This is a genomic window from Streptomyces sp. HNM0575, from assembly GCF_012726265.1.
In the GTDB taxonomy this organism is placed as follows: Bacteria; Actinomycetota; Actinomycetes; order Streptomycetales; family Streptomycetaceae; genus Streptomyces.
The window spans coordinates 239,852-263,116 of sequence record NZ_JAASAG010000003.1 but is presented as its reverse complement, the minus strand read 5'-3'; the positions used below and the strand labels follow the sequence as shown (position 1 = coordinate 263,116).

Here is a 23,265-nt window from a genome sequence, read left to right as displayed (position 1 = left end):
AGGCGCCCAACTAGGCTTCTGGGCATGGACATTCTGGGGACTTCACTGCGCGTCTGCGTCGATGATCTGGACGCTGCGGTTCCGGCGTACGAGCGACTGGCGAGCACCGAGGCGGTGCGCTTCACCCAAGGACCGGTCGAAGTCGCAGCCGTGGGGCCCTTCTTCTTGATGAGCGGCCCGTCGGAGCATCTGGAGATCCTCCGCAAGATCGCGGCGACGCTGGCGGTGAAGAACGTGACCGAGGCCGTCGCCGATCTGGAGGCGGTGGGCGCCCAGATCGTCGCGGGCCCGAAGGAGACCCCGATCGGACGCAGCGTCATCGCACGCCACCCCGACGGCAGCGTCTTCGAGTACGTCGACCGGCAGGGGACGGAGGGCTAGGCGCCCCACGGGCGCCGCCGCTGACTCGCGTACTGCTCCTGGGAGTTGGGCAAGTCCTCATCCGCTCCCCCGAGTTGGGCGAGTCCTCCCCTCCAAGGCGGAAGCCGGCGATCGGTTCAACGGGTTCAACGAAGAGCGGGCCCCGCATGTGGTTGCGTGCGGGGCCCGCTCTCGCGCTGCCGGGTGCCGGGAGGCGGAGGGCCGTCAACTCGCCGCGGAAAGGCGGCGGTTGGCGGCCCGGGCTCGCTCCGGGCGCCGCGTCACGGCACGACGACGATCTTCCGTCCCTTGCCCGCGGCGAAGCGGTCCAGCGCATCGGGGTACTCGTCGAGCGGCAGCCGGTCGGAGATGAAGATCTCCGGGTCCAGCACGCCGCCCGCGAAGAGTTCGGCGGCCCGCTCGTAGCTGTGCAGCACGGCCATCGAGCCGGTGATGGTGATCTCCTGGTTGTAGATCTTGTACGGCTCGATGGTGGCGGTCGTCGCGTAGTCGGAGACGCCGAACTGGAGGAACGTCCCTGCCTTCGCCACCCGGCCCAGGCCGTCCTGGATCGCAGCGGCGTTCCCGGTGGCGTCGACGACGAGGTCCCAGCCCTGCGGGCGGTCCAGTTCGTCGGCGTTCGCCGCGGCGGCCGAGCATCCCAGGCGCCGGGCCGTGGCCAGCCGGTCCTCGTTGAGGTCGAGCACGTCGACGCTCGCGGCACCGGTCCGCTTGGCCAGCTCCAGCATCATCAGGCCCATGGTGCCGGAGCCGTAGATCAGTATGTGCGCGCCGAGTTGGCTCTTGAGCACGTCGTAGCCGCGTACGGCGCAGGAGAGCGGTTCGATGAGTGCCGCGTCCTGCGTGCGTACGTTCTCGGGCAGCCGTACGCAGTTGGCGACGGGCGCCACGGCGTACTCGGCGGCGCCGCCCGCGGTGGTGACGCCGATCGCCGCCCACCGCTCGCACAGGTTGTTGTGGCCCGTACGGCAGAAGCGGCACTCGTAGCAGTACAGAGAGGGGTCGACGGCCACGCGGTCGCCGACGGCCAGTTCCGTCACCTCGGCGCCGGTGCCGACGACTTCGCCGGCGAACTCGTGGCCGGGGACGAGCGGCAGCGACGGAGCGAACTCGCCCTGCCTGATGTGCAGATCGGTGCCGCACAGCCCGCACGCCGCAACCTTCACGACGACCTGGCGCGGGCCGGGCGTCGGATCGGGCACGGTGGTGAGTCCGACCTTGCCCACGGACTCGACGAGAGCTGCCTTCATTTCACGGCTCCTAGAGACAGGCCCTGGACCAGCTTGTCCTGGGCGGCGAACCCTGCCGCGAGCACCGGCAGGGAGATCACGAGCGACGCCGCGCACACCTTCGCCAGGAACAGGCCCTGACTGGTGATGAAACCGGTGAGGAACACGGGCGCCGTCTGCGCGATGACTCCCGTCAGAACTCGGGCGAAGAGCATCTCGTTCCAGCTGAAGATGAAACAGATCAGCGAGGTCGCGGCGATGCCGGGCATGGCGATCGGGGCGACGACGCGGGTGAGGATCGCGGGCAGACGTGCGCCGTCGATCTGTGCCGCCTCGATGAGCGCCACGGGGATCTCCGCGAGGAAGGACTGCATCATCCACACGGCGATCGGCAGGTTCATCGACGTGTAGAGGATGACGAGCAGCCAGATGTTGTCCAGCATGCCGGAGCTCTTGGCGAACAGGTAGATCGGCAGCAGGCCCGCCACGACCGGGAGCATCTTCGTGGAGAGGAAGAAGAACAGGACGTCGGTCCACTTCTTCACGGGCCGGATGGACAGCGCGTACGCGGCGGGCAGCGACAGCAGCAGCACGAACAGGGTGGAGACGACCGACGCCGTCAGGGAGTTGGCCAGCGAGAACCAGGGGCTGGGCCCTCCCCCGGCGCCGAAGAACTCGCGGTAGCCGTCCAGGGTCAGCGGCGCGGCCAGGGACGGCGGGTTGGTGGCGGCGTCGGCCTCGGTGTGCAGCGAGGTCAGCGCCATCCACAGCACGGGCAGCACGAAGACGATGCCCACGAGCCAGGCGATCAGGCCCAGTCCGGCGTTCCTCCTGCGCACCTTCTTCGGCGCGGTGTCCACGGCGGACTTGCGGGACGCCGAAGGGGACGAGGACGGGGACGACGGCGTGCCGGCAGGGGCGTGCGTGGCGGCGCTCATGACCGGGCCTCCTCACGGAACAGGGACGAGACCACCCGCAGCGCGAGGGTGGCGATGATGATGGAGCCGATCACGACCAGCACGCCGGCGGCGGAGGCCAGCCCGTACTCGTGGCCCTGGTAGAAGGTCTGGTAGATCGTGTACGGCAGGTTGGCGGTGCCGAGCCCGCCCGAGGTGATGGTGAAGACGGCGTCGAAGTTCTGCACGATGTAGACGGTGCCGAGCAGCGCCCCCAGCTCCAGATAGCGGCGCAGATGCGGCAGCGTGATGAAGCGGAAGACCTGCCACGAGCTCGCCCCGTCGATCCAGGCGGCCTCGACGGCGTCCATGGGACGGCTCTGGAGCCCGGCGAGCAGGATCAGCATCATGAACGGCGTCCACTGCCACACCAGGGAGGCCTCCACGGCGCCGAGCGGCATCTCGGCGACCCAGTCGGGCTGTGCGGCGCCGTCGCCGAGTATCCAGTGCAGTACGCCGTTGAAGAGGCCGTACTCCGGGTTGTAGAGCACGTGCTTCCACAGCAGGGCCGCGGCGACGGGCACCAGCAGGAACGGTGCGATGAGCATGGTGCGCACCGCCCCGCGTCCCTTGAAGCGCCGGTCGAGGAGCAGCGCGAGGAGCATGCCCAGCACGAGGCTGACCAGCACGACGGTGACGGTCAGGAGGATCGTGGTGAACACGGACTTGCGCAGCTCCGGATCGCCCAGCACCTCCGCGTAGTTCTCGAGCCCGGCGAAGGTGCGGGCCTCCGGGTACAGCGCGTTCCAGTCGAATACGGAGATCACCAGCGTCGCCACCATCGGCAGCTGGGTCACGATGATCAGGAAGACCAGCGCGGGCAGCAGCGGTGCGCGGGTGACCCAGGCGCGGAGCCCGGCGGGCGGCGTGCCCGCGGGTGCGGTGGGTGGAGTTCCGTCCGTGGGTGCGCCGGGCGGAGTGGTCGTGGTTGTAGTGGTGTCGGTCATCGCCCTCGTCCCTCGTACTCCTCGGAGATCTCTGCGGCCAGCTGCTGCGACTTCTTCAGGGCCGTCTCGACGGACTGGCGTCCGGCGACGGCCGCGCTGAGTTCCTGGGAGACCTTGGTGCCGAGGTCGGAGAACTCGGGGATGTCCACGAACTGGATGCCGATGGTGGGCCGTTGCTGCACGCCCGGATCGTTCGGCTTGGCCTGCGTGATGGACTCCCGGGTGGGCTCGCCGAAGGCGCCGGCGGTCTTCTCGTACTCCGGGATGTCGTAGGTCGAAGCGCGCTTGCCCGCCGGGACGTTGGCCCAGCCGAACTCCTTGCCGACCAGCCGCTCGTACTCCTTGCTGGAGGCCCACTTGATGAACTTCCACGCCTTGTCCTGGTTGCGGGAGGCCTTCTGAAGGCCCCAGGCCCAGCTGTAGAGCCAGCCGGAGGACTTGGTCTTCACCGTCGGCGCCGGCGCGTAGCCGATCTTGCCCTTGACGGGGGACTTGGCGGCTTCGAGGGAACCGGCGCCGGAGGTGGCGTCGTACCACATGGCGGACTTGCCCTGGGTCATGTTGTTGAGGCACTCGGCGAAACCGGACTGGGTGGCGCCGGACTCGCCGTGCTTGCGCACCAGGTCGATGTAGAACTTCACGGCCTTGGCGAAGCCGGGGTCCGTCAGCTTCGCCTTGTAGTTCTTGTCGAACCAGGTGCCGCCGAAGGTGTTCACGACCGTGGTGAGCGGGGCCATCATCTCGCCCCAGCCGGGCAGTGCGCGCAGGCAGATGCCGCTCATGCCCTTCTGCGCGCCGTCGGCCTTCGCGGCGAGCTTCGCGACCTGCGGCCAGGTCGGCTTCGCGGGCATCTTCAGGCCCTTCTTGGCGAAGACGTCCTTGCGGTACATCAGGAAGGAGGACTCGCCGTAGAAGGGCTCGGCGTACGTCTTGCCGTCCTCGCCCTTCAGGGACTCCCGGATCGGGGGAAGGATGTCCTTCTGGTCGAAGTCCGCGTCCTTCTTCAGATAGCCGTCGAGGGGCTTGAGCCACTCGTTCTTGGCATAGATCGGCGTCTCGTAGTTGCTGATGGTCGCGACGTCGTACTGGCCGGCCTGGTTGGCGAAGTCCTGACTGATCTTGTCGCGGACGTCGTTCTCCGGCAGCGCCGTGAACCGGACCTTGATGCCGGTCTTCTTCGTGAAGTGCTTGGCCGTGAGCTTCTGCAACTCGACCATCTGCGGGTTGTTCACCATCAGCACATTGATGGTGTCGCCGCCGGTGGCGAGGCTTCCGGCGCCGGCGCAGGCGGCCAGCAGCACGTTGGCCGTGGCGACGCCTATGACTGCGCGTGTCCTTTGGCGGCTGCGGGTGCGCATGAACGGTCTCCTGGTCTTTGGGTCATAAGGGGGCGAAGCGGGTGCCGGACGCGCGTGTCCGGTATGCGGCCGGGCCGGGAAGGTCTCGGGCACCGGGGCGGATACGGGCCGTCAAGCCCTGATCACCTGAGGTCCGCGCAGCGAATATCGATGGGCCTCGGAGGCGGGCAGACCGGTGGAGGTGACGATCGTCTCGAAATCGCCGACCTCCGCGAACTTGCAGAAACTCACCGCGCCGAACTTCGTGTGCATGCCCGCGAAGATCCGCCGCCGTGCCGCGCGCAGCGCCTGCGCCTTGACCTCGCTGACGGCCGGATCGGGAGTGGTCAGGCCGTGCTCGCGCGAGATCCCGTTGGCGCCGATGAACGCCAGATCGATGACGAAGCCCGAGAGCATCTTCGTCGTCCAGTGATCGACGGTTGCCAGCGTTCCCCCGCGCACACGCCCGCCGAGCAGCAGCACGCTGATCTCCTCGGCCGTGGCGAGCGCGCCCGCCGCGGCCAGCGAGGCGGTCACCACGGTCAGCGGTCGGTCGCGCGGCAGGCCTTCGGCGATGAGCTGCGGTGTGAAGCCCTCGTCGATGAAGACCGTCTCCGCCTCACCGAGGTGTTCGACCGCGGCTGCGGCGATGCGGCGCTTCTCCGGCACGTGCATGGTGGTGCGGAAGGCGAGAGTCGTCTCGAAACCGGCGCTCTCCACGGGGTACGCACCGCCGTGGGTGCGGCGCAGCAGCCCGTGAGACTCCAGTACGCGCAGATCACGGCGGACCGTCTCCTTGGCCACGCCCAGCTCGGCGGCGAGCTCGGCGACGTCCACGGATCCGCTTCGCCGGGCCGCCCCGACGATCTCCCGCTGACGTTCCTCCGCGCTCATGTACTGCGCTCCTTCCTTGCGTTCCCTGGGTTCTCCGCACGGCTCGTCCGCTCCGTACGGTCATGGAACTGCCCGTTCGGGCCCGTGTGGAGAGTTGTACAGCCCCTCGAACACCGGGACCAGGCCAAGTACAGACGAGATCGTGACCGTAACTGCCCGTTTACCGGCGTGCATGGGGCGCTGTGCCCTGCGCGGAACGGTCCGTTCCCCGTCCGGCGATGTCTGTTTCAGCGGCTCCGCTGCCCGTTACGGGCCCGGCTCGTCAGGCGGGCCGCATCCGGAAGTCGTACCGAGCGGGCAGCGGCTCCTCGCTCAGCGCCGCCCAGACCTCGCCGAGCACCTCGTCGCCCTCGCGCAGATCGTCCACGTCGAAGCCCGAGTCGAAGAGCGCCCGCGCCGCATCCCTCTCGCCGCGCGCCAACAGCGTCTGCGCGCGCAGGAGTTGGAAACGCCCGCGGTCGCGGTACTCGGGGGGCAGCCGGTCCAGGGCTCCCGCCGCGCCGTCCGTGCGCCCGTCGGCGAGCAGCACGGGCACGGCCTCGCGTACGAGCGCGGCGAGCGCGGGAGCCCCGCCGGCGGAGGCCAGGTCCAGGGCGGCCAGATAGCGGTCGGCTGCCCGTTCGGGATGCGGTCCGGTGGCGGCGTCGTAGGCGTCGGCGAAGGCGAGGCAGCGCAGGGACCAGGCGGTGGGCACGGCCGCGGCCGAGCGTTCCCAGCTGCGTACGGCCTGTGCGCGGTCACCGGCGTGCCACTGGGCGACGCCGAGGTGGTAGTCGGTGAGCGGGCCCGAGGGTGCGCACTCCAGCTGGTCGCGCCAGGCGTCGGAGACCAGCGAGGGGCCGGGCGGGGACGGCGAGGCGGAGACGGGCGGGGAGGCGGGCGCGGACGGGGACGCGGGCGCGGCGGCGGAATCGGGCGGGGGTGTGGTGGAGGGCTCGGGCGGGGGCGGGGATGCGGCGTCCGGCGCGGACGCGACGGCTTGTGCGGGCGGGGTGCCGGGCGGGGCGTCGTCGAGGAGGCGCCCGCTCGTCAGCAGCTCCATCCAGGGCCGCTGCTGCTCGCCCATCGTCTCCGCCGGGAAGGGGGTACCGGGCAACTCGTAGCCGCCGCGGGCGACTTCGAGCGCTCCCCAGCCGGACCCGACGGCGAGCAGCCGGTCCGCACGGGGGTCCGGTTCGGTGTCCGGCTCCGTGTCCGCGTACGGGCGCCAGGCGGCGAACGCGGCGTCCACGTCTGCTGCGGGCAGGGTCTCTTCCAGCCGTGCGGCCGTGTGCTCGCGGGCGGCCGCCCAGTCGTCGCCGTGCACCACGGCCGGGTCGGCGGACAGCGGCCCGTAGGCCTCCAGCCACGCGAACTCCCGCCCGGCGTCGAGCGGAACGTGTTCGAGCTGCGTACGCGCCAGCCCCGCCTGGATCTCGGCGTAGCCGCCGGTGCCTGGCTCGGTCAGCCACTCCTGCCAGCGCCGCCCTCCGGGGCCGTGGCCCCACACGAAGAGCTTCCGGCCGCTCAGCAGGCCGGTCGACGTCTGAACGAGACCCGTGCCCCGCTCGTCGAGGGAGGCGATCCACTTCCGCTCCTCGCGCGGAATCTCGTAGAAGTAGTCGGCGGGGAACTCGCTGCGCAGCGCATAGGTGCGGTCCACGCCGTCCCACTCGGGCACGGGGATGCGGCGCAGCCGGCGCTCGTAGGCGAAGTACCAGGTCTCGTCGGCCGGTACGAGGACGCGGGTGCCCTCCTCCTCCGGCACGGCGATGTTGGACCACCAGTAGACGGGGACCGTCCGGTCGTGCGGATTGCGGATACGGGCGCCGACGTAGAGGAAGTCGGAGCCGTCGGGCAGCCACAGATCGACCTGGAAGGGGGTGTCCCGCAGCCGCTCCCACTCCCACAGCCGCAGCATCTCTCCCCCGGCGCCCGCCGGTTGGGGTCCCCAGCCGTCGGGAGCGGGCACGCGGGCGGCGTGCAGCGGCGCCACGGAGAGCGTGGTGTGGCCGGTCGCGCCGATGTTCCACTCGATGCCGCCGGAGTACCAGGCGCCGTTCAGCGCGAAGTCCGCCGGCTGCAACACCGGGTTGGTGTAGAGGAGTTCACGGCCCGTCGGCTTGTGATGGAGGGAGTGGATCCGGCCGCCCAGACCGGGCAGCACGGTCGCGCGCAGCCGGTCGTTCTCCAGGACGAGGGCCTCCAGCGGTGCGAGGGCGCGCCGCCGCGTATAGCCGTCGAGGACGCGGACGGGCAGCACGGACCGCAGGGGCGCATAGCCGACCTGGCGGGCCATGTCCGGCGGCAGCGCCGCCCGCTCCCGCTCGTCGACCGTGTGCATCTCGTCGAGGGGCGCCAGCGCGGGCAGCGGATTCTCGGGGCCGACATCGGCGACGGGCAGGTGCAGCGTGGTACGTCGCAGCGTCGTCGGCACGGCTACCTCGATCCCCTCCACGGGCGCCGCCGCCTCACCGGTAGCCCCTCGTCGACCATGGAACACGCTGTGGGAGGCGTTGAACAGTGCGGGGGGACGGGGTCAGGGGAGCGGGAAGGGGGCCGGGGAACGGGGGCCGGGGTTCGGGGGCGGCCCCGTGGCGCGGTGCCCGGCGGAGCCGTGGCGGTCCGGGCGAGACGTGGCAGGGGCGGCCCGGCTGATGCGGGCCCGAGGTCGCGTGGGCCCCACGCCGGGCGGGACCGAAGCCACGCGTGCCGCAAGGGGTGCGTGCCGAAAGCACGCGGGCCGCAAGTGGCGCGGGCGCGAGCCCCAAGTGACGCGTGCCGCAAGTCAGTCAGAGCCGCAAGTCAATCGAGCCGGAGGGCCCATGCGGCGGCGTATCCGCCGGGTGCGGCGATGTCGCCGATCCTCCAGCCCGGCGCCGAGGCGGGCAGGCCGCCGGTGCCGACATAGGTGACCGACGGTTCCGCCCCGAATTCCGTGCCGGTGCCTTTCACGTACGCCTCCTTACGGGTCCAGCAGCGGGCGAACGCGCCGGGCCGCCGCTCCCCGGGCAGGGCGGCGAGTTCGTCCCGCTCCCGCGGATGCAGGGAGCCGGACACCTCTGCGACGACGGAGAGCCCAGGCTCGCGCTCGGCGTCGACGCCGACGGGCGCACCGGCGAACGCGAGCAGCACCACGTCTCCCGCGTGCGAGAGCGAGAAGTGCAGCGGGTCGCCCGCGACTCCCGGTCTGCCGTGGGGACCTCCGCACAGCGGGCAGTCGCCGCGCACCAGGGGCACGCCGGCGGGCACGGTGCCGAGGCGGCGGGCGAGCTCGTGGCGCAGCGCGGTGTGGGCGACCCGGTAGCGGTCGCGATCCTCCCGGCGTCTGAAGACCGCCACCCGCTCCCGTTCCTCCTCGGAGAGGCACCCCGCCTCCAGGGCGGCACGGGCGGCGTGCTCGGACACCCGCAGCAGGAGAATCTCGGGCGCTTCGGAGCCGACGGGCATGGTACGAACGTACCGTGACCGGCCCCTCCCTCTTCCCGCCCACGCTCCCCGTGCTCAAGGACATGCGGCGCACCCGGGACGGACGAGAGTGGCTGGAGCAACTGCCCTCGCTCATCGAGGAGTTCAGCGAACGCTGGCAGCTGCGGCTCGGCGCGCCCTACCACGGCGGCAGCTGCTCGTGGGTCGCGCCCGCGCTCCGTGCCGACGGCACCCGCGCGGTGCTGAAGGTGACATGGCCGCACCGTGAGGCACGGCCCGAGGGCGCAGTGCTGAAGCTATGGGCGGGCCACGGTGCCGTGCGGGTGTACGAGCACGATCCGGACCGGTACGCCCTGCTGCTGGAGCGCTGCGAACCCGGCACCGAGCTGCGCGCCGCCCGCGAACTCCCTGCCGAGGAACGGCTGTTGATCGGCGCGCGAGTGCTGCGCCAGCTGTGGGAGGCGGGGCCGGACACCGCGACGGAAGCTGCGACCGACACCGCGACCGACACGGGGGCGGAGGTTGGGCCGGACACCGGGCCGGATACGGAGGGTGCTCCCCGGCCGCCGTCCCTGGAGCACCTCTCGGCGGTGGCGGCCGACTGGGCGAACCGTGCCGAGGAACGCACGGCACGCTACGACTGGCCCGCCGCTGCGGACACCGGCCTCCTCGCGCACGGGGCGGAGCTGCTGCGCGAACTGCCGCTCGGCGCGGGCCGGAAGACCGTCCTCCACGGCGACTTCAACCCCGGGAACCTGCTGGCCGCCGAGCGCGAGCCGTGGCTGGCGATCGACACGAAGCCGATGTACGGGGATCCGGCCTTCGATCCCTGGCCGCTGATCCAGCAGATCGACGATCCGTTCGCCCTTCCCGAACCCCAGCGGGTGCTGGCCCGGCGTACCTCCCTCGTGGCCGGCGAACTCGGTGTGGACGTGGCCCACTTGCGCACCTGGGCCGTCGCACGCCACGTCGAGTTCCTGCTGTGGTGCCTCGACGGGAGCGGCGATCTGTCCGAGGCCGTACGGATGTCGGGGCAGGTGCGGGTCCTGGCCGGCGTGGCCGGGCTATGAGGCGCGGGCCGCGTCACTCCCCCGTCGCGCCGTCCGCCAGCTCCCGTGCCACATCGAGCTGTCCCACGTGCCGGGCGTACTCCTGGAGCAGGTGGAAGAGGATCCACGCCAGCGACGGCGCCTCGTCCTCCGTGGGGAACCGGCCGCCCAGCCTCGCGTGCGCGTCGAGACGCGCCTCGCGGACGATCTCGCGGGAGCGGTCGCACTGTGCGCGGAACGCGTCGACGATGTCGGCCGTCGCCGCCCCGTCCGGAACGCGCCATCGGTCGTCGCCGCCCCTGTCGCCCCACGGGTCGGGGACCCGCTCCGCCTCGAACCCCCAGGCCAGCCAGCGCCGTTCGACATAGGTCAGATGCCGCACCAGCTCCAGCGGCGACCAGCCCGACGGCACGCGGCTGCCCCGCAGCTCCTCCTCGGAGAGGCCGTCGATCTTCCGCAGCAGGGTGTCTCGGTAGTAGTCGAGATAACCGCGCAACAGCGCGTGCGGATCCGCGACTGAAGGGTCCGGCTCGCCCGGCGGCAGCGGTGGGATGGAGGCTTCGATGGCGGTCACAGCAGTCCCGGTTCGTCGTAGGTGAGTGTGCGGGCGTCGGCGTCCAGTACGGCGGGCACCCCGAGCGGAAGCGTGGGCGTCGACGGGCCGTGGCCGAAGCCGAGGCCGTCCACCAGCGGCACGCCCAGCGGTTCGAGCCGCTCGCGCAACACCACACCGACCTCCTCGGGGTCCCCGCACTCCGTCCAGGAGCCCAGCGCGATGCCCGCGGCGCCGTCGAACCAGCCCGAGCGCAGCAGCTGCGTCAGCAGCCGGTCCAGGCTGTAGGGCGGCTGGTCTATGTCCTCCAGGAGCACGACGGCGCCGGCCGCGGACGGACGGGCGTACGGGGTGCCGCGCTCCGCGGCGAGCAGCGAGAGGTTCCCGCCGAGGGTGATGCCGTGGGCCCGGCCGGGGACGAGCGTGCGGGAGCCGGCGACGGGGCCGATGCTCAGGACGGTCTCCGGCTCGAAGAGGGTCCGGCGCAGATGGTCACGTGTCGCCTCGTCCTCCACGAAGGAGGCCGTGGTCGGCATCGGGCCGTGCAGCGTGGCCAGTCGGAGACGCTGCGCCAGCGCCTCGTGCAGCACGGTGAGGTCGCTGTAGCCGACGAAGACCTTCGGGCCGGCCGCCCGCATCCGCTCCCAGTCGAGCAGGTCCAGCACGCGCTGTGCGCCGTAGCCGCCCCGGGCCGAGACGACGGCCGCGAGCGACGGGTCGCACCAGGCCTCCTCCAGGTCGCGGGCCCGGTGCTCGTCGGCACTGGCGAGGTGGCGCATGGACGGGTGTGGCTCCAGTACGTGCCGTCCGACGACGGGCTCCAGGCCCCACTCGCGGAGGATCGCCAAGCCCGCCTCCAGTCGCTCCGGCGGTACGGGACCGCTGGGTGCGACCAGCCCGACGCGGTCGCCGCGGCTCAGCCGTCGCGGCCTGGTCAGAGCGGTGGGGGCGGGTGCCGGTCCCGAGGCAGGTGCGGAGGCGGAAGCCGGGGCGGAGGCGGGGGCGTCGGTGCTCATCGGTTCAGCTCCAGTTGCGGTACGTCGTCGCGGTCGATGCCGAAGGTCTGTGCGTACAGGGAGAGTTCGGCCTCGACGGCGCGGATGATCGTCTCGGCGCGGCGGAAACCGTGCCCCTCGCCCGCGAAGGTGAGATAGGCGTACGGGATTCCCCTGCCGTCGATATGGGCCACGAAGCGCTCGCACTGCGCGGGCGGGCAGATCACGTCGTCGAGGCCCTGCAACAGCAGGAAGGGCGCCGTGATCCGGTCCGCCCGGTGCAGGGGCGAACGCTCGCGGTAGCGGTCGGGGACGCGCTCCAGCGGGCCGACGAGCGACTCCAGATACCGCGATTCGAAGTCGTGGGTCTCGTCGGTGGCCCAGCCCGTCAGGTCGAGGATCGGGTAGCTGATCGTGCCGCAGGCGTAGAGGCCCTCGGCGGCGGGCGAGGTGAGGGAGGCGGCGCTCGTCCAGCCCCCGGCGCTGCCGCCGCGGACGGCCAGCCGCCGGGGGTCGGCCTCGCCTTCCGCCGCCAACTGCCGTGCGACGGCGGCACAGTCCTCGACGTCCACCACGCCCCACTGCTCGCGCAGCCGGTTGCGGTAGGCGCGCCCGTACCCCGTGGAGCCGCCGTAGTTCACCTCGACGACGCCTATGCCGCGTGAGGTGAAGTAGGCGATCTCCAGGTCGAGCACGAGCGGTGCCCGGCTCGTGGGCCCGCCGTGCACCCACACCGCGTACGGCGGCAACTCGCCCTCAGGCGCCTCATATCCGGGATGGTGCGGCGGATAGACCTGGGCGTGGACGTCCCTGCCGTCGGGCCCGGTGAAGGTCCGTGCGAGGGGCTGCGGATAGAAGGCGGGGTCGACCGCGTCCTTGTGGTGCGCGGCGACGACTCTGCTGTGGCCCGTGCGGGTGTCGACCTCGACGATCTCGTGGGAGCTGTGCGGCCCGGCGGCGACGCCGAAGACCCGGCTGCCGACGGCGGCCACGCCCGACCACTCCGTCCACGGCCCGGTGGCGTCGGCGAGTTCACCGGTCTCCGGGTCGAGCACGCCCAGCCGCATGGACCCCCGACCGTGCAGCACGGCGATCAGCCCGCCCTCCAGCGGCTGGAACCACTTCTGCCCGATGCGCCACAGCCCGGCCGCGAACTCCTCCTCACGCGGGCACAGTTCGCTGCTGCCGTCGCTCCCGGAGGCGGACGCTTCCAGGTGGAGGCGGCGCAGATTCCACCAGCCGCTCGCGTCGGTGCACAGCAACAGGCTCCCGTCGGGGGCCCATTCGACCTGCGCCACGGACTCCTCCGGCCCGCCCGCCACGGCATGTACGTCCTCGAACCCGCCGGCGGCGGTGACCCGGGCCGTCATCACCTGCGTACCGTCCCAGGGCATGGCCGGGTGGTCCCAGGCCAGCCACGCCGCCCGGCGACCGCCCGGCGAGAGCCGCGGCCCCGTCACGAAGCGCCGTGCGTCGTCGGTCAGTTCACGCACGCGCGTGCCGTCCTCGGCCGCGGAGCCGTCCAGCGGCACGGCCGCGAGGACCCGCCGCAGATCCGTCGGCGCCTCACCGGTGAACTCCTCCAGCACACACCACACTTCGGGTCCGGCTGGGCCGTCCGGCACGATGACCGGGTCGCACCAGCGCAGCCCGCCCGCGATGACCTCCGCGACGGGTGTGAGGGGCCGCGGGCCCTGCCCCGGCGCGTCCGGCTCGTAGGCGTACAGCCGCTGGTCCGCGAAGTGGGTGAAGACGATCAGCGGCCCGCCCTCTGCGCGCGGTGTGCCGGCCCACGGCAGCCCGCCGTACTCGATGACCCTGTTCCGCACGTTCCACGGGGCGGGCAGCACCGACTCGGCCTCTCCGTCGCCCCCTGCGGGCAGCCGCATCAGGGCACGGCGTCCGCCCTCGGCGGGGCGGGGCTCCGTCCACCAGATCTCCTCCCCGACTGAGCCGAGGTACTCGGGCTTCCCGTCGTGCGACGCGACGAGCGCGGCATCGACGGGAGAAGGCCAACTGCCGTAAGGAGCCGTGGTCTTGGCCATGTGCTGGGTGCCTCCGTGGGGGGTTCGGGACCGCCCGCACCCCGACCGCGGCATGCGGCGGGTGCGAGGTGTCCGGCGTCTGCTGGTCGGATCGCCTGGTACGGGGTGGTCGCGGGAGCCGGTGGTCAGAGGGCGAGCAGGGTGCGGTCCAGGACGCGGGTGCCGAAGTGCAGGGCGTCGACGGGCACGCGCTCGTCGACGCCGTGGAACAGCGCCTGGTAGTCGAAGCCTTCGGGCAGTTTCAGCGGCGTGAAGCCATATCCCCTGATGCCCAGCCGGGAGAACTGCTTGGCGTCCGTCCCGCCCGACATGCAGAACGGCACCACATGGGCCTCGGGGTCGAAGTGCTCCAGGGCCTCCTGCATCACGGCGAACGCCCGCGAGTCCACCGGGGCTTCGAGCGGGACCTCCCGATGGTGGAACTCCCAGTCCACATCGGGTCCGGTGAGCCGGTCCAGGGTCTCGTGGAACTCCTCCTCGCCGCCGGGCAGCATCCGGCCGTCGACGAAGGCCGTCGCGCTGCCCGGGATGACGTTGACCTTGTAACCGGCGCTGAGCATCGTCGGGTTGGAGCTGTTGCGCACGGTGGGCTCCACCAGGGCGGCGGCCGGGCCGAGTTCGGCGAGGAGCTTGTCGGCTTCGAAGCCGGGGGCGTCCACGTCCGGCTCGGGCAGGCCGCGCACCGCGGCCAGTCCTTTGAGGGCCGCGCGCACCGTCGGCGTGAGCCGCTGCGGCCATTCGTACTCTCCGATGCGGGCGACGGCCGCCGCGAGCCTGCTCACGGCGTTCGCCCGGCTGACCTTCGAGCCGTGCCCGGCCTTGCCGTGAGCGGTGAGCTTCAGCCAGGCCGTGCCGCGCTCCCCCGCCGCGACGGGATACAGCCGCAGCCCTTCTCCCGCGTGGAAGGTGAAGGCGCCCGATTCGCTGATGCCCTCCGTGCAGCCCTCGAACAGCTCGGGATGGCGCTCGGCAAGGAACTCCGAGCCGTAGTCCGCGCTGTCCTCCTCGTCCGCCGTGAAGGCCAGCACGATGTCGCGGCGCGGGCGGACGCCGGCACGCGCCCACGCGCGCACGAGCGCCAGCACCATCGCGTCGGCGTTCTTCATGTCGATGGCGCCGCGGCCCCAGACCACCCCGTCGCGGATCTCGCCCGAGAACGGGTGGACGCTCCAGTCCGCGGGCTCGGCGGGCACCACGTCCAGATGGCCGTGCACCAGCAGCGCGTCCGCTCCGGGCTCGCTGCCCGGCACCCTCGCCACCACGTTCGTCCGCCCCGGCGCCTTCTCCAGCAGCTGAGGCTCGACGCCCGCGCCCGCCAGACGCTCGGCCACGTACTCGGCGGCGGCACGCTCCGAGCCCTCTCCCCCACCGCGGTTCGTGGTGTCGATGCGGATCAGCTCGGAGGTGAAAGTCACCGCCTCATCCAGCGCCGCCGGGTCGATGTGCTCAGCCATACTGCTCCTCCACCGCGGCCGATACGACCGTCGTGACCGCCTTGAACGTACGGATCCCCTCATACATGCCCGGGGAGGTGTACGAGACGCGGCGCTCCCCGGTGCGCTCCACGCCGGGCACCACGCTCGCGGCGCCCACCAGATGCTCCGCGTCGAACTCCAGCTCCACCGTGTGCTCCTGAGGCTGTGACGGACTCGACCGCACGGAGAGGGCGGTGGCCTTGCGGGCGGCGGCCCTGATGTCCGCGGCCGTGCGGCCCGGAGTGCGGCACACCGCCGCGTACCGCGAGACGTAGTCCTTGACGGCGACCGCGAAGGCGTCCGGCGCATAGCCCTTCGCGTCCTCGACGGTGCGGTCGTCGCCCGTCACGAGCACGACCGGCACTCCGTACTCCTCGACGACGAGGGCGTTGAGCAGGCCCTCGCTCGCGCGCGCCCCGTCGACCCAGACTCCGGTGATGGAGTTGGCGAGGTAGGTGTGCGCCAGGACGCCCTCCTCCCCCGCGCCCGTGTGGTAACCGACGAAGGCGATGCCGTCCACGTCTCCGTGCTGCACGCCCTCGACCATGCTCAGCGACTTGTGCCGGCCGGTGAGCATCTGCGCCCGGTCGTCGAGCTGCTCGAGCAGGAGATTGCGCATGGTCCAGTGCGCCTCGTTGATGAGGACCTCATCGGCGCCGCCCTCGAAGAAGCCGGTCACCGCGGCGTTGACGTCCGAGGTGAACATCGGGCGGCAGCGCTCCCATTGGGGAGTGCCCGGCAGCACGTCCGCGGGCCAGGTCACGCCGGTGGCGCCTTCCATGTCGGCGCTGATGAGGATCTTCATGGCCGGAACGTTACGCGGTGCGCAAACCCCGTGACACCCCTGTGGATAACTCCCGTGGTCTCTACCACTGACCGCCCCCACCGCCCCGCGCTGAACAGGCGTTTCACCGGCCACGAAGGGTCCTCGCGGGGCGTTCGCGACACGCTTGCCCCCACGGACGGACGCGGTCCCGCAACGTCCGCGCCTCCCGCTCCGGCCGCGCCTCCCGTGCCGCGAGGCACCGCGAGCGGAGCACCGGGCGGGACGCTTTCATACCGGCCGCGGGCGTAGGCGCCGGTACGTCCCGGCCCGGCCCCGGTCAGCTCTCGTGCCCCAGTTGCAGATCGTGCTCCGTACGCCCGCCGCCCGCGATGTGCAGCACCGTCGCCACCGGCGGATAGCCGGCCGCGATCACGGTGTATTCGCCGGCGGCCAAGTCGACGAAGCGGAAGACGCCGTCGGCGCGGGTGGTCGCCGTGTCCACGACGTTGCCCGCCGCGTCCAGCAGCGTCACGCGGGCGTCCTCCACGGGCCTGCCGCCGCTCGCCCTTACGGTGCCGCGCAGCATCGCGCCGCCCGCGAGCTCGATGTCCTGCCGCGTCTCCCGAGCCGAACGCACGGCCACGGGCACGGCGGCGGGCCGGTACGCGGGCGCGCTCGCGGCGAGCGTGTACTCGCCGTCCACGAGTCCGTCCAGCGCATAACCGCCCTCCGCGCCGCTGCGGGTGGCGGCCACGACCTCGCCCCGTACGTCGGTGAGGGTCACCGACGCCTCGCGCACGGGCTGTCCGTCCGGGGTGAGGACGCATCCCGCGAGCCGTCCCGCACCGCCGAGCACGACGTCCAGCTCGACGGGGCGCTCCCCCACGGTGACGCTCACGGCCTGCGGCTGATGGCCGCCGGCCGCCGCGATCAGTACGTACGAACCGGTCGCGGGCGTGCTCAGCGCGTACCGCCCGTCGTCGCCCGTGCCGCCCCGGCCGACCTGCTTTCCCGAGGTGTCGATGAGGGTGAGGGCCGCACGCGGCACGGTGCTGCCGTCCTGGTGGCGCACGCTTCCGCAGACGGGAACTCCCGTGCCGTGCGCGGCACTTGAGGAGGGAGCCCCGGGTGCGGCGGCGGGTGCTTGCGCGGGCGTGCGTGCCTCGGGCACGGGGGCGTTCTCGGTCACGAGCGGTTTCTCCTTGAGGAAGAAGGCGAACAGCAGCCCGAGTACGAGCACCGGGACCAGATAGAGGAAGATCCGCGGCATCGCGTCGGCGTAGGCCTGCACATAGATCTCCCGCAGCGGGCCGGGCAGCCGGTGCACCGTCTGCGGGGTCAGCGACGAGGGGTCGGGGAGCCCTCGCGGCGCGTCGTGGGGCAGCCGCCGCGCGAGCTCGTCGGTGAGCCGACGTACGAAGACCGTGCCGAAGACGGCGGCACCCACGCTGCCGCCGATCTGCCGGAAGTAGTTGTTGGCGCTGGTCGCGACGCCGAGGTCGGCGAGCGGCACGGAGTTCTGCACGGCCAGCACCAGCACCGGCAGCACCAGCCCGATGCCCAGCCCGAGCACGGCCATCCAGATGCTGTAGTCCGTGCGCGACGTGCCGGTCTCCAGCCGCGACAGCAGCCACATGCCGACGGCGGAGAGCGCGCAGCCCAGCACCGGGTAGATCCGGTAGCGCCCCGTACGGGAGATCAGTTGGCCGGAGACGGTGGAGGAGAGCACGACCCCGCCCATCATGGGCAGCATCAGCAGGCCCGACTCGGTCGCGGTCACCCCGTCGACCATCTGAAGGAAGCCCGGCAGATAGCTCGCCGCTCCGAACAGCGCGACGCCGACGGCCACTCCGACCGCCCCCGTGACGTTGAAGACGGAGTCGCGGAAGAGGCGCAGCGGCAGCACCGGCTCGCTCGCGGAGTGCTCGACGGCGATGAAGAGCACCACGCTCAGCGCGCCGCCGGCCGCGAGCCCGAGGATCACCGTGTCGTCCCAGTCGTACTCCGTGCCGCCCCAGCTCGTCAGCAGCACCAGGCAGGTGGAGAACGCGGCGAGCAGCAGCGTGCCGAGCACGTCCAGCTTCGGACGCCCGCGCGGGCGGGGCAGTTCGAGCACGAACGCGGTGACGAGCAGCGTGACCAGGCCGAGGGGGACGTTGAAGTAGAAGCACCACCGCCAGGACAGCTCGTCGGTGAACCAGCCGCCCAGCAGCGGGCCCGCCACCGACGCGAGCCCGAACGCGGCGCCGATCAGGCCCATGTAGCGGCCGCGGGCACGTGGCGGCACGACGTCCGCGATGATCGCCTGCACGCCGATCATGAGCCCGCCGGCGCCCGCGCCCTGGATGGCCCGGTAGGCGATCAGTTCGGTCATGGTGCGCGACCAGCCCGCGAGGGCGGAGCCCGCGACGAAGACGGCGATCGCGAAGAGGAAGATCCCCTTGCGGCCGAAGAGGTCGCCGAGCTTCCCGTAGACGGGCAGGCCGACGGTGGCGGCGAGGAGGTAGGAGGTCACGGCCCACGACATCCGGTCCAGGCCGTGCAGTTCACCGACGATCTTGGGCAACGCCGTGGCGACGATGGTCTGTTCGAGCGCGGCCAGCAGCAGCGCGAGCATCAGGCCGAGGAAGACCAGGCGCACTCGGCGGGGGCTGAGCCCGGCGGGGCTGCCGGGCCGCGGCGCCGCCGGCTCGTGTCCCGGTGCGCGCCCGGACGGCGCCGCGGGCCCGGAGGGGAGCCCGGACTCCGAAGCGGGCGGAGGCTGGGTGTCCGGTGAGAACGCGGAACGGGTTCCCATCCCCGGTGCGGCCCCCGGAGCCACGTCGGGCGGCGCCGGAACCTCCAGGCTCACTTCGACGAACGCCGGCGTAGGGGTACCGCCCGGGCCGCCAGGCCCAGGGGAAGCACCGGGACGCCCCAGAGCCGTACCGCTCATCGCACTCCCCTGGTCGCGTCCGCTCGCTCTCGGGGAGCTTTTCTCGCATTACGTGACAAGGGCGATCAAGTCAGACACCGAGCGGGGAAGTTGAGCACGTGGAGCCTCAAGTCCGTTGCCCTGGGCGTCTTTCGGGCCCTCAACTGCGGCTTTCGGGACCGGAAGGGGCGGGACGGGTGCCGGGGCTCGCCCGCCTGACCGTCGCGAAAACCACTCGATCCGGTGAGCGGCCGTACGGCCCCGATAGCGGCCTGGGGCGGCCGGCGCGCGAGACCCGCCCGTGTCCGCCTCCGCCCGCCCCCCGGCGGCTACTTCTCCGTCTCGGCCGCGAGCTTCGCGAGCACCTCGTCGTGGATGCGTGCCAGCCCCTTGGGCGCGAAGGTCCGCTCGAAGAACCCCCCGATGCCGCCCGCACCCTGCCAGGTGGTGCGGACCGTCACGCGCGACGAACCCTCCGCGGCGCCGGGAGCGACCTTCCAGGTCGTGACCATCGTGGAGTTGCGGTCGCTCTCGACCACTTCACCCTCGGCCGGCTCCGTGACGTCGATCAGGCAGTCGCGGACCCGCTTGCTGGTGGCCTGGAGCTTCCAGTGCACGACGGTGCCGGCGCCTTCGCAGCCCTCGCGCACCTCGTACTCGCTGTAGTGGGCCGGCAGCAGCTTCGGCCGGGTCTCGCCGTAGTCGGCGAGCGCGCGGCGCACCGCCCCGGGCTCCGCCGCGATCTCGCGATGGGTCGTCGCCTCGACCTGCGCCATTTTGCTCCTCCTGCTCATCGCACGTCCGTCGCGCCCCAGCAGGCGCCAGCCAACCCAATCACCCCGCGGACCCGGGCCCAAATCGGCTTGACAGCGGGCTTGGGAACAGATGTTCTATTCTCTGCGTACGAACAGCACGAGGCACGAGGAGGGTCCATGCGCTGGGAGAACCTGAGCGGCGACGGGTCGGCGGTGAATCCCGCCCTCTTCGGCACCGACGTGGTGACACGCACCTTCAACACCCCCGAATTCGCCGGGATCACGTTCCACGAGGTGCGCGCCCGGTCGATCGTGAACCGCGTGCCGGGGGCGTCCCGCATGCCGTTCGAATGGACGGTCAACCCGTACCGGGGTTGCTCGCACGCTTGCGTGTACTGCTTCGCCCGCGGCACGCACCGCTATCTCGACCTCGACACGGGCGCGGGGTTCGACTCGCAGATCGTCGTGAAGGTCAACGCACCCGAACTGCTGCGCCGCGAACTCGGATCGAGCCGCTGGCAGGGCCAGCACATCGCGATGGGCACCAACGTCGACTGCTACCAAAGGGCGGAAGGACGTTATCGGTTGATGCCGGGCATCCTCACCGCGCTGCGCGACTACGCCAACCCCTTCTCGATCCTCACCAAGGGGACGCTCATCCTGCGCGACCTCGACCTGCTGCGCTCCGCCTCGGCCGTCACGGACGTCGGCATCTCGGTCTCCGTCGGCTTCACCGACGAGGAGCTGTGGCGCACCGTCGAACCGGGCACCCCGGCTCCCGAGCGCCGCCTCGACGTCGTACGGACGCTCAGCAGCCAGGGCATCCCGTGCGGGGTGCTGATGGCTCCCGTCATTCCCTTCCTCAGCGACTCGCCCGACCGGCTGCGCACCACGGTGCGGGCGATAGCCGCCGCCGGGGCCACCTCCGTGACGCCACTGGCGCTGCATCTGCGGCCCGGCGCCCGCGAGTGGTACATGCAGTGGCTCGCGAAGCACCACCCGAACCTGGTGCGGCACTACGAGGGGCTGTACGCGGACGGCGCCTACGCCCCGAAGTGGTACCAGCGCCGCATAACCCGCCAGGTCCACGAACTCGCCGCCGAGTACGGCATCGGGCCCACCTCCCCGGGCACCCACCGCCGCGTCGACGTCCACCCCGACAGGACGCCCGGGCGGGAGCGCGAGACCCCGGACTGCACGCAACTGACGCTGCTTTAGCGGCGGTTCGGCAGGCGCCGTACGCGAGGCGCAGCACGGCGGGCGGACGACCGCCCGCCCGGGCGGCACGCGGCGCATCGGCACAGCCTCGCGTCCCGCCCCGCGTGCCTTCGGATACCGGCCCGGATCCCGCCGTTCACGCGTCCTCGTAGAGGGTGCTGTCCTGGTCGGCGCGGCGGATCGTGCGCAGCGCGTGGCCCGGGTGCCAGACCTGGAAGACGATGTGCGGGTCCTCGATCGTGATCCGTACGACCTCGGACAGCTCGGCGCGGAAGAGGTGGAAGCGCTCGGGCGCCTCGTCCTGTGACTCGCCGCCCGCGTAACGCGCGAACTCCGCCGGATCGGTCACCTCGACCGCGCGCCCCGAGACACGCACGTCACCGCCGTGCATGCCCGTGCCGGTGCCGGGGTTGGCGTACATCGAGAAGCGCGGGTCGCGGCGCAGATCGAGCGCCTTGCGGGAGCCGATCATCATGCCGAGCCACAGTTCGTCTCCGCGGAAGTCGCCCTCCAGGCCGGTCAGCCGGGGCGACCCGTCGGGGCGCAGCGTGGCCAGCACGTGGTGCTGGAAGGCCTTGAAGCGGGCGCGTACGGCGTCGGCGAATTCGGGTTCGGCGGCATGGAAGGCCGCCCAGCTCTCTGTCATACGTCCATGCTGGCGCCGATACCCGACACCTGCTGTCCGGATTCCGCCGGGACACCCCGGGCGGGCCCGCCCATAAAACCGGTCGTGGTGCCCGCCGGGCTCTGCCACCATCCGCCCATGCCGATACGGGAGATGACCGCGGACGACATCGACGCCGTGGCCCGGCTGCGGGTGCGCGCCTGGCAGTCCGCGTACGCGGATCTGATGCCGCGCCCGTACCTGGACGCGATGTCCGTCGCTGAGGACGCGGCCCGCAGGCGCGAGATGTTCGCGAAGGCAGACGGCACCATCAGCAACTTCGTCACCGAGGACGCACACGGCGCGGTCACCGGCTGGGCGGCCATCGGCCCGGACCGGATCGGCGGCGCGCACACGCGCGCGGCGCCGCGGGCGGAGCGCGACGCCGAGCTGTACGCGATCTACGTGCTCCCCGAGCTGATCGGAACGGGGCTGGGCAGGGAGCTGACGGAGGCCTGTCTGGAGCGGGCACGGGGGCGGGGATTCGGGCGCGTACTGCTGTGGGTCGTCGAGGGCAACTCCCGGGCCCGGCGCTTCTACGAACGGGCGGGCTTCGCGGCGGACGGCACCCAGGACACGGAGGACATCGACGGCCGTGGCACGTATGCGCCCGTCCCGGTCGTGCGCTACGCACGGAGCCTGGCCGGCGGTCCCTTCACGGGCAGCGGTTCTGCCTGACCGGTCTTCTGCGTGCCCTCCCCTGCTGCACCGGGATCCGGGCCAGCGCCGCCTTCGCCGACGGCGAGAGCCTGTGGTGCTCCGCGGCGGCCCCCAGCACCGCGATCGCCCGCCGGTCCCCGAGCGCGCCCAGCCCCTGCACACAGGCTTCGGCGATCGGCCAGTAGTGCACGGGGCCCATCAGCAGCCGCTGGAGCACGGAGATCAGGGTGGGGACGGACTCGGGCGCTCGTAAGGCCGTGAGGAGCCGCACCGCGTGCAGCGCGTAGCCGGTGCGCAGTTCGTTGGTCGCGAGGGCTGCGGCGGCCCGGGCCGTACGGGGATCGCGCAGGCGTGCCAGGGCGTGGGCGGCGGTGGCGCAGCGCACCGGGTCCCGGTAGTTCAGCATGAAGATCAGCGTCTCGAAACTGCGCCTGTCGCCGGCGTTGCCCAGGGCGAAGGCCGCCACCTCCCGTGCCCACAACGGGCGTTGGGCCTCGGCCAGTACGGATGCCAGCTCGTCGCGCGCCGCGGGGGTGTCCTCCCTCGCCAGTGCGACCAGCCGCTCGTACTCGTCGGGGTCCGCCTCTCCCCGTACGCGATCGATCAACGACCGGAATGCGTCGCCCACTTACGCTCCCTCCCCCACGTGCTCCGTCCCACAGCCCTGGAAGTGCCATACCCCTGGCGCATTGGTTACCCACGAGTTAAGCTCTCTCGCGAGAGCGGCACCCCCGCTCAGGCGGCCTGGTGACGCAGCCGCCCGAGAGTGAAGTCGGTTCGGCGGGGGTCCGGGGCGCGGCATACCGCTGCGGCACCCCCGGGCAGCACCGCCCCGGTACGGCGACGGCCCCTGGGACAGGGCCTTTCGCACGGTCGCACGCCTGCACCGTCGGCGCCGTGCCCGTCCTTTCCGCCGCCTTCCCTCCGAACCCGTGACACCCGGATTCGCGTGCCCCGGTCTGCCGGCTCCGCCGGTGCATCCCGGTCCGCGCTCCTCCCGGAACGCCGGTTCTTCCGCC

General features: G+C 72.0%; 20 protein-coding genes. 4 read left to right on the top strand and 16 right to left on the bottom strand.

The genetic code is table 11. The features are described 5' to 3' along the window. The first annotated feature begins 24 nt into the window (after positions 1-24). A complete protein-coding gene (locus HCC61_RS09135; RefSeq protein ID WP_169134799.1) occupies positions 25-381 on the top strand; it encodes a VOC family protein in 357 nt (118 codons plus the stop codon). A gap of 260 nt (positions 382-641) precedes the next feature. On the opposite strand, the gene HCC61_RS09130 is transcribed toward HCC61_RS09135, so the two are convergent. The 7 genes from HCC61_RS09130 to HCC61_RS09100 all read right to left on the bottom strand — a co-directional run bounded on the left by HCC61_RS09130 (position 642) and on the right by HCC61_RS09100 (position 9,173). Beyond that, the gene (locus HCC61_RS09130; protein ID WP_169134798.1) at positions 642-1,631 is read right to left on the bottom strand and encodes a zinc-dependent alcohol dehydrogenase family protein; all 990 of its coding nucleotides are present in this window, start codon (positions 1,629-1,631) and stop codon (positions 642-644) included. After that, entirely contained in the window at positions 1,628-2,548 is a 921-nt protein-coding gene (locus tag HCC61_RS09125; protein WP_169134797.1) for a carbohydrate ABC transporter permease, read from the bottom strand. The genes HCC61_RS09130 and HCC61_RS09125 overlap by 4 nt, the downstream gene beginning before the upstream one ends. Next, complete coding sequence (locus tag HCC61_RS09120) at positions 2,545-3,513, bottom strand: sugar ABC transporter permease (RefSeq protein ID WP_169134796.1); 969 nt, start codon at positions 3,511-3,513, stop codon at positions 2,545-2,547. Before HCC61_RS09120 ends, HCC61_RS09125 begins: the two co-directional genes overlap by 4 nt. Further along, positions 3,510-4,871, bottom strand: coding sequence for a sugar ABC transporter substrate-binding protein (locus tag HCC61_RS09115; protein ID WP_169134795.1), 1,362 nt, complete (start codon positions 4,869-4,871; stop codon positions 3,510-3,512). The genes HCC61_RS09120 and HCC61_RS09115 overlap by 4 nt, the downstream gene beginning before the upstream one ends. A gap of 111 nt (positions 4,872-4,982) precedes the next feature. Further along, a complete protein-coding gene (locus HCC61_RS09110) occupies positions 4,983-5,744 on the bottom strand; it encodes a DeoR/GlpR family DNA-binding transcription regulator (protein ID WP_169134794.1) in 762 nt (253 codons plus the stop codon). 262 nt (positions 5,745-6,006) lie between these two features. After that, positions 6,007-8,160, bottom strand: a complete 2,154-nt coding sequence (locus HCC61_RS09105) for a DUF5107 domain-containing protein (RefSeq protein ID WP_169135205.1) — start codon at positions 8,158-8,160, stop codon at positions 6,007-6,009. A 368-nt stretch (positions 8,161-8,528) separates the two neighbouring features. Further along, a complete protein-coding gene (locus HCC61_RS09100) occupies positions 8,529-9,173 on the bottom strand; it encodes a 4'-phosphopantetheinyl transferase superfamily protein (protein WP_169134793.1) in 645 nt (214 codons plus the stop codon). 14 nt (positions 9,174-9,187) lie between these two features. Between HCC61_RS09100 and HCC61_RS09095 the strand changes: the two genes are divergently transcribed. Then, the gene (locus HCC61_RS09095; protein WP_169134792.1) at positions 9,188-10,222 is read left to right on the top strand and encodes an aminoglycoside phosphotransferase family protein; all 1,035 of its coding nucleotides are present in this window, start codon (positions 9,188-9,190) and stop codon (positions 10,220-10,222) included. A 13-nt stretch (positions 10,223-10,235) separates the two neighbouring features. Here the strand turns inward: HCC61_RS09095 and HCC61_RS09090 are convergent, their stop codons facing one another. The 7 genes from HCC61_RS09090 to HCC61_RS09060 all read right to left on the bottom strand — a co-directional run bounded on the left by HCC61_RS09090 (position 10,236) and on the right by HCC61_RS09060 (position 19,725). Beyond that, entirely contained in the window at positions 10,236-10,775 is a 540-nt protein-coding gene (locus HCC61_RS09090) for a DinB family protein (protein WP_346777102.1), read from the bottom strand. Beyond that, on the bottom strand, positions 10,772-11,770 hold the full coding sequence (locus tag HCC61_RS09085) for an LD-carboxypeptidase (protein WP_169134791.1): 999 nt from the start codon (positions 11,768-11,770) through the stop codon (positions 10,772-10,774). The genes HCC61_RS09090 and HCC61_RS09085 overlap by 4 nt, the downstream gene beginning before the upstream one ends. Continuing rightward, a complete protein-coding gene (locus tag HCC61_RS09080) occupies positions 11,767-13,794 on the bottom strand; it encodes a prolyl oligopeptidase family serine peptidase (RefSeq protein WP_169134790.1) in 2,028 nt (675 codons plus the stop codon). The genes HCC61_RS09085 and HCC61_RS09080 overlap by 4 nt, the downstream gene beginning before the upstream one ends. Positions 13,795-13,919: 125 nt before the next feature. Further along, positions 13,920-15,248 carry a M20/M25/M40 family metallo-hydrolase gene (locus tag HCC61_RS09075; protein ID WP_169134789.1) on the bottom strand — a complete coding sequence of 443 codons (1,329 nt, stop codon included), beginning with the start codon at positions 15,246-15,248 and terminating at the stop codon, positions 13,920-13,922. Further along, entirely contained in the window at positions 15,241-16,074 is an 834-nt protein-coding gene (locus HCC61_RS09070) for a M55 family metallopeptidase (protein WP_169134788.1), read from the bottom strand. The genes HCC61_RS09075 and HCC61_RS09070 overlap by 8 nt, the downstream gene beginning before the upstream one ends. Before the next feature lie 298 nt (positions 16,075-16,372). After that, positions 16,373-18,970, bottom strand: coding sequence for an MFS transporter (locus HCC61_RS09065; RefSeq protein WP_169134787.1), 2,598 nt, complete (start codon positions 18,968-18,970; stop codon positions 16,373-16,375). Between the two features lie 308 nt (positions 18,971-19,278). After that, positions 19,279-19,725 carry an SRPBCC family protein gene (locus HCC61_RS09060; RefSeq protein ID WP_169134786.1) on the bottom strand — a complete coding sequence of 149 codons (447 nt, stop codon included), beginning with the start codon at positions 19,723-19,725 and terminating at the stop codon, positions 19,279-19,281. Positions 19,726-19,881: 156 nt separating this feature from the next. Between HCC61_RS09060 and HCC61_RS09055 the strand changes: the two genes are divergently transcribed. After that, positions 19,882-20,922, top strand: a complete 1,041-nt coding sequence (locus HCC61_RS09055; RefSeq protein WP_169134785.1) for an Rv2578c family radical SAM protein — start codon at positions 19,882-19,884, stop codon at positions 20,920-20,922. Positions 20,923-21,058: 136 nt separating this feature from the next. On the opposite strand, the gene HCC61_RS09050 is transcribed toward HCC61_RS09055, so the two are convergent. Beyond that, the gene (locus HCC61_RS09050) at positions 21,059-21,568 is read right to left on the bottom strand and encodes a pyridoxamine 5'-phosphate oxidase family protein (RefSeq protein ID WP_169134784.1); all 510 of its coding nucleotides are present in this window, start codon (positions 21,566-21,568) and stop codon (positions 21,059-21,061) included. A gap of 117 nt (positions 21,569-21,685) precedes the next feature. On the opposite strand from HCC61_RS09050, the gene HCC61_RS09045 reads away from it, so the two are divergent. Beyond that, on the top strand, positions 21,686-22,264 hold the full coding sequence (locus HCC61_RS09045; protein WP_240968720.1) for a GNAT family N-acetyltransferase: 579 nt from the start codon (positions 21,686-21,688) through the stop codon (positions 22,262-22,264). Here the strand turns inward: HCC61_RS09045 and HCC61_RS09040 are convergent. Continuing rightward, positions 22,242-22,874 carry a HEAT repeat domain-containing protein gene (locus HCC61_RS09040; RefSeq protein ID WP_169134783.1) on the bottom strand — a complete coding sequence of 211 codons (633 nt, stop codon included), beginning with the start codon at positions 22,872-22,874 and terminating at the stop codon, positions 22,242-22,244. The two genes, HCC61_RS09045 and HCC61_RS09040, sit on opposite strands and share 23 nt — an antisense overlap. Between the last annotated feature and the right edge of the window lie 391 nt (positions 22,875-23,265).